The 11,801-nt window shown below is 69.5% G+C and carries 9 protein-coding genes; 3 read left to right on the forward strand and 6 right to left on the reverse strand.

The window, feature by feature from the left end; genetic code table 11:
- Window positions 1-176: 176 nt before the first annotated feature.
- Window positions 177-851, forward strand: a complete 675-nt coding sequence (locus tag AB0D57_RS39400; protein WP_362085071.1) for an IS3 family transposase — start codon at window positions 177-179, stop codon at window positions 849-851.
- 57 nt (window positions 852-908) lie between these two features.
- Here the strand turns inward: AB0D57_RS39400 and AB0D57_RS39405 are convergent, their stop codons facing one another.
- Genes AB0D57_RS39405 through AB0D57_RS39430 form a run of 6 tightly spaced genes read right to left on the reverse strand, consistent with a single transcriptional unit; the run spans window position 909 to window position 7,790 of the window.
- Window positions 909-1,853 (reverse strand): aldo/keto reductase, encoded by a 945-nt coding sequence (locus tag AB0D57_RS39405; protein WP_362085074.1) that lies wholly within the window; start codon window positions 1,851-1,853, stop codon window positions 909-911.
- Window positions 1,829-2,638, reverse strand: a complete 810-nt coding sequence (locus AB0D57_RS39410) for a ribonuclease activity regulator RraA (protein WP_362085077.1) — start codon at window positions 2,636-2,638, stop codon at window positions 1,829-1,831. The genes AB0D57_RS39405 and AB0D57_RS39410 overlap by 25 nt, the downstream gene beginning before the upstream one ends.
- Window positions 2,638-4,596 carry a hypothetical protein gene (locus tag AB0D57_RS39415; protein ID WP_362085080.1) on the reverse strand — a complete coding sequence of 653 codons (1,959 nt, stop codon included), beginning with the start codon at window positions 4,594-4,596 and terminating at the stop codon, window positions 2,638-2,640. Before AB0D57_RS39415 ends, AB0D57_RS39410 begins: the two co-directional genes overlap by 1 nt.
- A gap of 37 nt (window positions 4,597-4,633) precedes the next feature.
- Entirely contained in the window at window positions 4,634-5,584 is a 951-nt protein-coding gene (locus tag AB0D57_RS39420; RefSeq protein WP_362085083.1) for a carbohydrate ABC transporter permease, read from the reverse strand.
- 2 nt (window positions 5,585-5,586) lie between these two features.
- On the reverse strand, window positions 5,587-6,519 hold the full coding sequence (locus AB0D57_RS39425) for a sugar ABC transporter permease (protein WP_362085086.1): 933 nt from the start codon (window positions 6,517-6,519) through the stop codon (window positions 5,587-5,589).
- Window positions 6,516-7,790 carry an extracellular solute-binding protein gene (locus AB0D57_RS39430; RefSeq protein ID WP_362085089.1) on the reverse strand — a complete coding sequence of 425 codons (1,275 nt, stop codon included), beginning with the start codon at window positions 7,788-7,790 and terminating at the stop codon, window positions 6,516-6,518. Before AB0D57_RS39430 ends, AB0D57_RS39425 begins: the two co-directional genes overlap by 4 nt.
- 139 nt (window positions 7,791-7,929) lie before the next feature.
- On the opposite strand from AB0D57_RS39430, the gene AB0D57_RS39435 reads away from it, so the two are divergent.
- Both AB0D57_RS39435 and AB0D57_RS39440 read left to right on the forward strand, forming a co-directional pair.
- Entirely contained in the window at window positions 7,930-8,586 is a 657-nt protein-coding gene (locus tag AB0D57_RS39435; RefSeq protein WP_362085092.1) for a GntR family transcriptional regulator, read from the forward strand.
- A gap of 349 nt (window positions 8,587-8,935) precedes the next feature.
- On the forward strand, window positions 8,936-11,698 hold the full coding sequence (locus AB0D57_RS39440; protein WP_362085095.1) for an NPCBM/NEW2 domain-containing protein: 2,763 nt from the start codon (window positions 8,936-8,938) through the stop codon (window positions 11,696-11,698).
- The last annotated feature ends 103 nt before the right edge of the window (window positions 11,699-11,801 follow it).

Here is an 11,801-nt window from a genome sequence, read left to right on the forward strand (position 1 = left end):
TCAGGGTCGCACCGTGCCGCAACAGCCGGGTGGCCAACGTGTGCCGGGCCAGGCGGGCGCGCTCGTCAGCAGTGGGCGGGCGGCCGGCGAAGTGGGCCAGGGTCTTGCGGCGGCGTTCTTCGAGCCGGTCCAGGAGATGCTCGGCGATACGGACGGCCGCGTTCAGGTTGCCGACCTTGGTCTGGTCGTGCCACTCCTTCGGCGTTCTGGTGCGGCACGGTCTTCGTCTCAGCGGGGTCCCCGCACGTCCCCGGTCGTTCGCTCTGGGGGGTGAACTACGGACCAAGGCCGACAGCAAGGCCGCCCCAGCTCCCGACCTGATCGGCCGGGACTTCACCGCCACCCGCCCCGGCACGAAGATCGTCGGAGACATCACCTACATTCCCACCGCCGAGGGCCGGCTCTACCTCGCCTCGTGGCTGGACCTGGCCACCCGGGAAGTGATCGGGTACTCGATGGCCGACCACCACCGCGCCGAACTCGTCGTCGACGCCCTGGACATGGCCGCCGCGCTGGGGCGCCTGGAGCCCGGCTGTGTGATCCACAGCGACCGCGGATCGGAATACACCTCCACCCAACTCCGCACGAGAATAGTAGAGTTGGGACACAGGCAAAGCATGGGCCGAACCGGAAGCTGCTTCGACAACGCTGCCGCGGAGAGCTTCTGGGCCGTCCTGAAAGAAGAGATCGGCACCCGCTTCTGGACCGACCGGGCCACCGCCCGAGCCGGCATATTCGACTTCATCGAGACCTTCTGCAGACGCCGTCTACGCAAGCACATCCACTGGGGCTACCTCACTCCCCACGAAACACGCCTGCGCTACCGGCAAGATCAGGCTCTCGCGGCGTAACAACAGCGTGTCCAAGATTTCGGGGAAACTTCACCCGGCCCGTACCTCTACTTCCGCTCAGGGCACGGGTGCCAGCGGATCGAGCAGTCCGGCTGCCCGGAGATCCGCCCACATCTCGGCGGGTACCGGGTGCCGGGCCAGGTCGAGGTTGTCCGCGATCTCCTCCGGAGTGGCGGCGCCCACCAGGACAGAGGCGACGGCCGGGTGGCCGAGCGGAAACCGCAGGGCCGCCGCACGCAGCGGCACGCCGTACCGGGCGCAGACGTCCCGGATCGCCAGCGCCCGCCCCAGAACGGCGTCGGGCACGGGGTGGTAGTTGTACGGCGCGCCCGGTCGAGGGTCCGCGAGCAGGCCGGAGTTGAAGATGCCGGCGGCGATGACACCGACACCCCGCTCCGCACACAACGGCAGCAGATCGGCCAGGGCCGGCTGTTCCAGCAGGGTGTAGCGGCCGGCCACGAGGACCACGTCGAGGTCGGCGCGCCGGACCAGTTCGGCGAGCGGCACGTGGTTGTTCATCCCGGCGCCGACGGCGCCCACCACTCCTTCTTCCCGCAGGCGGATCAGTGCCGGAAGGGTGTGCCGTGCGGCCTCGTCGAGATGGTCGCCCGGGTCATGCACGTGGACCACGTCGAAGTGGTCGACGCCCAGGCGCCGCATGCTGGACTCGAGGCTGCGCAGCACGTCGTCCCGGCCGAAGGCGGGCGACGGCCCGCTCCCCTCACCGACGAGCCAGCCCACCTTCGTCGAGATCTGCACGCGCTCCCGGTCCACCGAGGCCAAGGCGTCCCCGACGCGTCGCTCGGACAGCCCGTCGCCGTACTTGGGAGCGGTGTCCAGCAGGGTCACGCCCCTCGCGATGGCGGCGTGGACAGTGGCCACGGCGGTCGCGGCGTCCACGGACCCGTACAGATCGCCGATCGGCGCGCAGCCGAGTCCGAAGCGGGGAAGGGGCCGCGGGGCGGGGGTGGTGGTCCTCAGTTCTCCCGGGCGGCTCGCCACTGCTCGAACTCCTCCCTGCTGTCCGGGGTGAGCGGGTAGTAGTCCGACAGCCGCGCGCCCTGGTCTATCCGCATGCGGCTGAACTCCTCCCACTGCTCGTGGTCCGAGGCGCTCTCGACGACCTGCTCGGCCTTCGAGACGGGAACGACCACGGCGCCGTCGTCGTCCGCCACGACCAGGTCGCCGGGGAGGGTGAGCACACCGCCGGCCGCCACGGGCACGTCGTAGGCCCAGGGGAAGAGCTCGGACTGGGACGCGTAGTGCGGGGTCGTGCCGGTGCACCAGACGGGCACGCCGAGCTGCCGTACGCGGGGCGCGTCCCGGATCCGGCCGTCGACCACGATGCCGGCGCCGCCCTTGCGCTTGAAGTAGCGCACCAGCATGTCGCCGAGGCACCCGGTGAAGACGCTGCCGTACGCCTGCACGACCAGGACGTCACCGGGCTGGACGGCTTCGAGCACCGCCCACAGCGCCGTACTGCGCTCGACATACTCCTGGGCCAAGCCGCTGGCCACGTCCTCCCGCTGGGGCATGAACTGCAGGGTGCGGGCCGGCCCGGTGACCTTGTTGCCGGCCTCCAGTGCGGCGGGTCCGTCCATGTAGGTGCGGCGGATGCCCAGTTCGTGAAGCTTGGCGCACGCGGTCGCCGAACTCACCCGGTTCAGCTTCTTGACCAGTTCGTCGCCGGGACGGTTCCAGGGGCCGCCGTGAACCGGCAGGTCCCAGACGGGCGAGGCGTCACGGTCGTCATCGTTGTCGGAGGAGGCGGGGTGAAGGGCGGCCATCAGGGTCTCCGGGAAGTTGTGGGGGAGGTGTGGTGAGCGAACTGCCGGGCGTTGAGCCGCATGTCCAGACGGATCCGGATCCGGCGCCCCGGGGGAAGGGTGAGGTGGATGGTGTTGTCCTGCACGGGAGCGGACCGGGCGACTTCGCCGCCTGCGGTCAGGTGGTGGTCGTGGGAGTCGCCCGGGTACGCGCCTCCTGCCTCGTTCCAGTGCACGGCGGTGATCAGGTGCTCGCCGAAGCCGCCGGCGAGCAGCCGAAGCCGCCGGGTGCGCGAGGAGCCGAGGTTGACCAGCTCCAGCGTCGTACCGTTCGCGTCCAGGTGTTCGACGAGGGCGGCGACGTCCGGGGGCAGACCCGGCCGGGCGGCGTCGAGGTCGTCATAGCGCACGCGGGCCAGGGGCAGGCCACCGTTGTAGAGGGTCTGCGGTGCGCCCGTGGTGAGCTGGGTGAGCACCTCGGTCACCACCGGGTTGAGCCGCTGCCACTTGTGCAGGTCGAGCCCGTCGTCGTCGGCCCCCATGTCGTGGGCCCCCTTTTCGTCGGCCGCCATGAGGGCCGTCCGGTGGGCGACCTGGGACAGGGCCATGCGCAGGGCCTGCTCGGGATAGTCGGGATTGACGCCGTCGAGGTAGGCGAGCCACGGGGGTTCGTGCCCCGCCTCCTCCTTGTCCCGGAAGGCGTGCACCATCGTCCAGTCGTAGCCGGAGTGGTCGCGCAGCGCCTCCAGGCGTGCGCGGTCCTCCTGCCGCATCCCGAACCACCACAGCCACGTCCAGTAGGCCACCTGGGCAGGCTGGTGGTCGAACCAGCCGTCAAGTCCCAGGCGCGTGGGCAGTGTGTTGACCGGCCGCCCGTCACCCGGACCGGGTGCGTGCGCCCAGCCGGGCCGGCGGGTGGCCTCCGGGTCGGACCGCAGGCCCGTCCGCCGCTGCTCCCACACCTGGTCCAGCGGGCGCCGGGCGAGGTCGAGCCGGTCGACGTCGCCTTCGACGATGCCGGCGCTGATCGCACCGACCAGCGCGGCCGCGCCGACCGAGTGCACCCCGTGCGGCCAGGTCCATCCGTAGTGGCCGCCGAACCACCTGCCGTCGTGGTACTCGCCCACCTTGCCGGAGAGTCCGACGTTGTCCGGCATGGCACCCGCGGCGTCGGACTTTTCGCGCCAGGCGTCGACGTACTCCCGTACCCAGGACGCCAGACGCGGGTCGTGGTCGTACAACCAGGCGTTCACGACCAGGGCGGTGACCGCGAGGTTGACCGCGGTGTCGCCCCGGCCCAGGCGATCGCGCATGTGATGCCCCATGCGGACGGCGAGTTCCTCGTCGGCCAGGTCATTCCACTCCGCGATGCCGGGGACGTCGTGCAGGGGCAGACCGTAGGGGCGCATGGTCGACTGCTCGCCGCCGAAGCGGTCGTCCCACTGTGGGCCGAGACCCGGCCGAGGGCCGTCCGAGCCGTTGTGCGGCGCGCGGATGGCCTTGATCCGGGGGTCGTAGTTGCCGGTCGGACTTTGTGGAAGATACTGCTCGGCGAAGCGGATCGCACGCTCCCGGAAGCGCTGGTCCGCGGGATCGGCGGCGCAGATCCCGTAGAACATCAGCAGCGCCTCGCCTTGGTGGAACCAGTCGTATCCGCGCTCGAACTCGTCGTGGAACAGGCCCAGTTCCGTCAGCTGCCGGGTGACTCCCTCCCAGTGGAGTTTGACCGCGGGAAGGAGGTCGTCGGCGCCGCCCAGCCGGTACAGGGCCGGCCAGTTGAAGAAGGCCTCGTAGAAGTCGTCCGCTCCGTCGCGGTCGTCGATGGTGCCGCGGAAGCGGAGCCGGCCGTCGGGCTCGGTGTAGCGGTCACGGAAGGTCCGCCAGGCGCCGTCGAGTTCGTCGAACAGGCGGCGTTGCAGGACGGCCCAGGTAGGCGGTGGTCCGGTGGGTACGGAGGCGGTGATCTCGCGAACGGTCACCGCGGGATCTGTGGGGCCACAGTCGTGCGCAGTCATGTCACCCCTTCAGGGCGCCGGTGGTCAGGCCGCTGATGATGTGCCGCTGCATGATCGCGAAAAAGGCGAGGGCCGGGGCCACGGCCAGGAGCAGGTTGGGGAAGACCACCGCATAGTCGGTCGAGTACTTGCCGACCGCCGCGTACACCCCGGTGGTCACGGTGTACAGGCCGCTCCCGGGACCGAGGATGATCTGGGGGTTGGCGAAGTCGTTCCAGACGCTGAGGCTGTGCAGGATGACCGCCGTGGCCACGATCGGCCGCATCAGCGGCAGGATGATCAGCTGGAAGGTACGCAGGCGTCCGACCCCGTCCACGGCGGCGGCCTGGTCGAGCTCCTTCGGGATGGTCCGGATGTAGGCGCTGTACAGGAACACCGACACCGGGAGGGTCAGGGCGGTCTCGAAGAGGACGAAGCCGGTGATCGTGCCCATCAGACCGAGGTACTTCAGGACGTAGACCACGGGGATCAGCAGCACCTGGCTCGGCACGAAGGTGCCCGCCACGAACAGCAGCAGCAGCGCGGTGTGCCAGCGGGTGGTGCCCCGCGCGATCACGAAGGAGACGGGTGCCGACACCGCCAGCGACAGCGCGTTGACGAGCACCACGAACAGCAGCGTGATGCCGTAGGCCCGCAGGACGTCGAAGTCGGGGTTGGTGAAGGCGTTCCGCAGGGGATCCAGGGTCAGGCGGCCCAGCGGCAGGCCGAACGGCGAGGTGCGGATGTCCTGTTCGGCCTTGAAGGCGTTGACCACCAGCAGCCACAGGGGGATCACCATGACGGACGCGCAGACCAGGAGCACCGGCACCCGCCACGCCGCCGCCTGCCGCAGGACGCCCGGCGTGCGCCGGGTTCGTGGCGCCGGAGCGGAGACCGGCTGCGATGGAGCGGGCGGTGCGGATGCGAGGCCGCGGGGCGCCTGGGGAAGGCTGGTCGTGGGTTCGGCTGCCATGGCTATGCCTCCGCTCTCTCGTCGGCGCGGCGCCGCAGGAACGTGATCGCCAGCGCCGCGATGCCGGTCACCACGGTCAGGACCGTGGACTGGGCGGAGCCGTACCCCAGGGCGTTGTTCTGGAACGACTGGGCCAGGATGAGGTAGGCCGCGGTCTGCGTGGTGCCCGCGGGGCCGCCTCCGGTCAGCGAGAGCACCAGGTCGTAGGAGCGCAACAGCGTCACCAGCGTCAGGACGACGTTGACGGTGACCACGGGCGCGATCATCGGCAGGGTGACACTGCGCAGCGTTCTGAACCGGCCGGCGCCGTCGATGCGGGCGGCCTCCAGCAGGGAGTGGGGCACCGTGTGCAGTCCCGCGATGTACAGGACCAGGGTGAAACCGAATCCCGACCAGACGACGACTGCGATCAGGCTGGCCAACGCCCATCCCGGCTGGGACAGGAACGGCCATCCCGCGTGTCCGGCGGAGCGCAGCAGCGTGTTGACGGCGCCGTTGGTCGACAGCAGGGCCGACCAGAGGAAGCCGATGATCAGCGCGCTGATGACGTACGGGTAGAAGAAGACGGTCCGCAGGACGGTGTTCAGGCGGCTCGGTGCCGTAATGGCCAGGGCGAGAGCGAGCCCGATGACGTTGATCGCGAGGGTGCCGATCACCGCCAGCAGGACGGTGATCCAGGCGGCCTGGCGCACCTCCGGGTCCGCGAGCAGGGTCCGGTAGTGCTCCAGGCCCACCATGCCGGGATGCGCGGTGTAGCCGTCCCAGTCGGTCAGGCTCAGATAGCCCGACAGCACCAGCGGCACGAGCATCATGACGGCGAAGAGGACGACCGCCGGCGCGGTCATGATCACTCCGGTCAGCCGGTCCCGGCCGCGGGCGGTGACGAACAGGTCCCGCAGGGCCGTCACCGGCCGGCGCGTCGAGGGAACGGTCATCTCGTCTGCGCCTTCAGCCAGCTGTCCAGGTTCTTCAACCCGGTGGCCGGGGTGCCGCCCGTGTACAGGCTCTGCACCTCTTTGTTCTGCTCGCTCTCGAACCCGGCCGGCATCTGGTACTCACCGCCGCCGACGATGGCCTGGTGGTCGGCGGAGGAGTCGAGCAGCTTCTGCACGTCGTCGGCGAGCGGCGAGAGGTCGTAGGGGTAGCCCGTCCGGAAGGAGGAGTCCTGCTTGAGCTGGCCGGCCACGGCGGCGTGGTCGGAGGTCAGGAACCGGACCAGCTTCTCCGACGCCGTCTGGTGCTTGCTCGACTTGAAGATGCGGTAGTTCGCCCCGGGGGTGACCGACAGCCGCGGCGTACCGGACTCGTTCAGCTGGGGCGAGGGGAAGACGCCCACCTCGAAGTCCTTCTTGGCTTTCGCCTCCGCGGCCACGAACCAGCACCCCATGGGGTACATTGCCGCCTTGCCGGCCAGGAAGTCCGTCTCCGCCTCGGCGTACTTCGTGCCGAGGGCCTGCTTGTCGAGATAGCCCTTGTCCAGCCACGACTTGTACAGGTTCATCGACGGGCCGAGGCCGGTGCTCAGGGAACGCCTGCCGTCGGCCGCCTGCTTGAACCAGTCCGGTTGCGCGGTGGTGAGCGTGGGCGCGAACAGCATCATGACCTGTGCCTGGGTGACCCACTCGCCGGCCGTCCGCATCGGCAGGTACCCGGCCGCCTTGAGCTTCTTCATGTCCGCCGTGAGCTCCTGCATCGTGGCAGGGGGCTTGCTGATGCCCGCCTTCGCGAACGCCTTCTTGTTGTAGAAGACCAGCGACTGCACCTGCTGCCCGATCGCCACGTCGTACAGCCGGCCGTCCAGGCGCTGTGCGTCGGACATGGGCGAGTCGGCGGCCCAGGGAAGATCCGAGAGGTCCCTGAGGTACGGGACGACCTTGTCGTTGTGGGAGCCCTCGACGACGTCGGGTGGATTCCCGGCGGCCAGCAGTTGCTGGAGCGTGCTGTCCACGGATCCGTCCGCGGCCGTGGGGGAGTCGATCTGGACCTTGATACCGGGGTTCTTCTTCTCGAAGGGAGCGACCAGGTCCCTCCAGTAGGCCTTGGTCAGGTTGGGCGTGACGTTCACCAGCATGCGCACGGTGCCCTTGCCGCCCGAGTCCTGGCCGCCGGCGGAGTCGTCCTGGAAGCCGCCGCCCCCGCAGCCGACCGTCAGGCTCAGGCTTAGAAGGATGCCTACCGCCGCGCCGATGGATCTTGTCCCGACCATGTGTGGCTCCTATCGATTGTCTACTATCGATAGCCGGTATGATGGTCGACGTTACGTGGTTGTCAAGAGCTGCTAACCGAATACGCGCGATCATCGATACGATGCGAAAACGTCCAACGTCCGAACAGAGGGGGCTGTCATGACCGGCATCGGTGAACCTCTGACACGGGTGCTGCTGTCCGACCAGGTGTACTCGCGGGTCCGCGGCCTGATCGTCAGCGGGGGCCTGAAGGCCGGCGATCGCCTGGTGGAGGCGGAGATCGCCCGGGACCTCGGCGTCAGTCAGGCGCCCGTGCGGGAGGCGGTGAAACGTCTGGTGCACGAGGGCCTCGCCGACCATGTCCCACGGCGCGGCAGTTTCGTCGCCGACGTCTCCTCGCAGGACGCCGACGCGGCGCGGGCCGTGCGCGTCATCATCGAGGAGTTCGCAGCTCGGGCGGTCGCCGAGCACCCGTCGGCCGAGTCGCTGGAAGCGCTGGGTGCGCAGGTGCGGGCCATGCGGGAGGCCGCCGCGGCCGGGGACGTCGGCACGTTCAGGGATGCGGACATCGGGTTTCATCGCGTCCTGTGCGAGGCGAGCGGCAACCCCTTCCTCTCGCGGATCTGGAGTCTCATGGAGCCCAGTCTGCGAGCATTGCGCGTCGTCTCGGACCCCCTGTTCACCGGTGACTGGCGCGAGATGGCCGATCATCACGGCGCGCTGCTCGCCGTCCTGGAGTCCGCGGACCCGGACCGGGCCGCGGCCGAGTTCGCCGCGCACGCCCGCGGGGGCGACGGCATCCTCGACCGCCGCTGAGACACCGCTGCCGCGGGCGGTACGAGGCGTTCCTGCCCGCCCGACCGGCGCGCTCGGCGGCTCGGTCTCGGGGTACACCACCATCAGGCATCACCGAGGCGACGGCCAACTGCCCCTGTTGGCGGACGACTTCGTGACCTGGGCTGTCCCGGTGGCGCCCTTCCCCGAGGCGCGCGGCCCCGCCCCCATGTCTCCTGCCGGATGCGCAGGAGCCGTTCAGGACCGCGGCTCCAGGCCGCCCGCCGTTCCGCCCGCGCCTGTTGGTCGCGTCCAGCTCCTTACGTGATCCCTGGACAGCGGCCTATAGTGACCGCCGATTCGCGATTATCGATAGGCGATGGGAGCAGGGATGGACTGGAAACGTCGCGTGCTGGCCCTCAGCACGGCAGCGACGGCCGTGGCCGCGCTGGTGATCTCCACCCCGGCATCGGCCCAGGAGGCAAGGGCGGGTACCACCCGCTACGTGAGCGCCACGGGTTCCGACGCGAACCGCGGCACCGCGAAATCCCCGTTCCGCACGGTGCAGAAGTGCGCGACGACCGCAGTCGCCGGCGACACTTGTGTGATCGCGTCCGGTACCTACCGGGAGACCGTCACTCCCGCCCGCAGTGGAACCGCCTCCGCCCGGATCACCTATCGGGCCGCGCCGGGAGCGGACGTCGTCATCGACGGGAGCGACCCGGTCACCGGATGGTCGGCGGTGACCGCGTCGGACCTGTCGAAGCTGGAGGCGGCGGACCCGACGCTGGCCGACTCGGACTTCTCCGCGGCCGTCTCCGCCGGCAAGATCTACCAGACCGGCGTGGTGCTGGACCCGAAGCTTCCGGGCAACCAACTGTTCGTCGACGGCCGCATGCTCGGCGAGGCCCAGTGGCCCTACCCCGGCACCGAACCGACGCGCCCGAATTACAACTCGGCCGACTCGGGCACGACCGACACCCTGTACGACTCCGCCCTGACCCAGCCCGCCGGGTACTGGGAAGGGGCACGACTGACCTCGCACAACTGGTTCGTCAGCGAGACCGGCACCGTCACCAGTTCCAGCGTCGGCTCCGTGACGGCGTCCGGCCTGCCCGCCTGTGTCGGCCTCAGCCCCAACCAGCAGAACCTCTACTCCCTCACCGGAAAGCTGCAGGCCTTCAGCCACTCCGGCCAGTGGTACTACGACGACGCCACACACAAGCTGTACCTGTGGATGGCCGACAACGGTAGCCCGGCCACGCACGTGGTGGAGGCCAAGCAGCGCAACGTCGCCATCGATCTGTCGGGACGCTCCTACATCTCGGTCGTCGGCATCGGCATCCGCTCGGCCACGGCCCAGACGTCTGCGTCCTCCACTCACAACGTGCTGGACGACATCGATGCCAGATACGTCTCCCACTACATGGACCTGAAGGTCGACCCGGGCAAGGTCACGCCGACCGACCCGTGTGACGTGCTGACGGCCGGTGAGACGACCAGCGGCATCCTCCTGCGGGGCACCGCGAACACCCTGCGCAACAGCAGGATCGACTCCAGCGCCGGCAACGGGGTCCTGGCTGCCGGTTCCGGCAACGTGGTGACCAACAACCTCATCACGCGCGTCGACTACCGCGGCAGCTACGCCGCCGGGATCAACGTGCTCGGCAGCGACCAGACCATCACGCACAACACCGTGACCAACAGCGGCCGCAGCAATATCAACATCGACAACAAGGTCGCCGGGACCACGTCCTCGGGTCACGAGATCGCCTACAACGACCTGTCGGACTACGGGAACCTCGTCGTCGACGTCGCCGCGATCTACGTCTGCTGCCGGGTCGACCTCGCGGGGACGAAGATCCACCACAACCACCTGCACGACGCGGCACTCTTCACGGCCAGCGCACCGGCACCGGGCGTGTACCTGGACAACTCCACCTACAACGGGACCGTGTACGACAACGTGGCGTGGAACCGCACCACCTACGGCGCCGTGCTGATCAACCCCAACGGAGGCACCACCTCCGGCAACCGCATCTACAACAACACCAGCGGCACCGACCGCAAGTCCGTCAGTCTTTTCCCGGGCACGTACTCGGACACCGAGGTGGCCAACAACATCGGTGACACCGACACCATGGACGGAGTGTCCTCGACCAACAACCTCCCCCAGGCGTCCGGCCCGGAGTTCACGAACCCTGCGGAGTACGACTTCACCCTCAAACCGACGTCGCCCGCCCGCAACTATGCGCTGGTCCGTTCGCCGGCCACCGACGGGTACACCGACCCGGCGCCCAGCGCCGGCGCCTACCAGTACGGGGCGGCCAAGTGGACGGCCGGAGTGGCGCAGGTCGTCGCCGGCCTGCCGCAGGTGACGCAGGTCGGTGGCGACGAGGTACCGGCCGGGGCCGCCCCGCTGGTCGCCGGCGGCGACCAGGCCCGGGTCGAGGTCACCGTCCGTAACCACAGTGCGCAGCCGGTCTTCGCGCCGCAGGTTGAGCTGACGGTGCCCGCCGGCTGGACGGCCCGTCCGCTCGGCGAAGCGCCGAAGCTGCTGGACTCCAACCACTCCGTGACCTTCGCCTTCGCGGTGACCTTGCCGGCCACCGCCGCGCCGGGCAGCACCGCGCTGACCGCCACCACGTCGTACGAGGTGACCGGCAAGAGACGGCTGCGGCAGGAGACGGCCACGGCGGTGGTTGTCGCACCGGCGGTGCCGGACGGCGACGTCGCACTGTCGCACCACGAGTGGATCAGCGCCACCAGCGGGTGGATGAGCCCGACGGTCGACCAGAGCGTCGGTGGCTGGTCGCCGATCAGCATGCTCGGCAAGGTCTACCCGACCGGTATCGGGGTCGCCTCGCCCTCCACGGTCCGCTACTACCTTGGCGACCAGTGCAGCAGGCTGACCGCGACCGTCGGCATCGACGATGCGGTGCGCAACGTCGGTCCGGAAGGCGGCACGTCGACCTTCCAGGTGATCGGTGACGGCCGGGTGCTGTTCGACAGCGGTGTGCTGACCCGCGACGACATCCGCCAGGCCGACATCGACCTGACCGGAGTCCGGGTGCTCGACCTGGTGGTCGGCGACGGCGGCGACGGCGGCTACAACGACCGCGCCGACTGGGCCGGTCTGAACGCCACCTGCTGATTCGGGTCGGCCGCACCGGGTGACACTTCACCTGGGTGCGGCCGATTCGCCACCGAGTTGGCCGCGCCGGAGAAGCAGGCGCCCACGGCCAGTATCAGCTGGA

Origin of the sequence: Streptomyces sp. NPDC048275, from assembly GCF_040652275.1 — a bacterium.
In the GTDB taxonomy this organism is placed as follows: domain Bacteria; phylum Actinomycetota; class Actinomycetes; order Streptomycetales; family Streptomycetaceae; genus Streptomyces.